Here is a 393-nt window from a genome sequence, read left to right on the forward strand (position 1 = left end):
ATCCACGGTCGGCGCACGGAAGCCGGTGCCGTAGGTGGCGCGCACCAGCAGGCTGTCGATCGGCTTCCACTTCAGGCCGAACTTGCTGTTGGTGGTGGAACCGAAGTTGTTGTAGTCCGAGTAGCGACCGGCCACGTCCACTGCGCTCGGCAGCTCCACGCCCTGTGCCTGCAATTCCTCGCGGATGCCGGCGTAGTCCATGCGCAGATCATGCAGCAGCGGCAGCTTCAGTTCGATGGCGGTGATCAGATAGCGATCGGGTTGTTGATCTCGTGCGCGACGCCGGCGGCCAGCTGGCCGATCGACGCCATCTTCTCCGACTGCAGCAGCTTTTCCTGGGTGCCATTGAGGCGCAGGTAGGCCTGGCGCAGTTCGGCATGGCGCTGCTGCAGC

At 64.4% G+C, this 393-nt stretch carries 2 pseudogenes; both read right to left on the minus strand.

The window, feature by feature from the left end:
• Positions 1-237 (minus strand): annotated as a pseudogene (locus ABGA94_RS06690) (TonB-dependent receptor domain-containing protein); the annotation flags it as partial.
• Positions 238-254: 17 nt separating this feature from the next.
• A pseudogene (locus ABGA94_RS06695) lies at positions 255-393 on the minus strand (sensor histidine kinase); the annotation flags it as partial.

It is taken from the genome of Stenotrophomonas sp. 3diitr2024, assembly GCF_042136455.1.
GTDB classification, from domain to species: Bacteria; Pseudomonadota; Gammaproteobacteria; order Xanthomonadales; family Xanthomonadaceae; genus Stenotrophomonas; species Stenotrophomonas sepilia.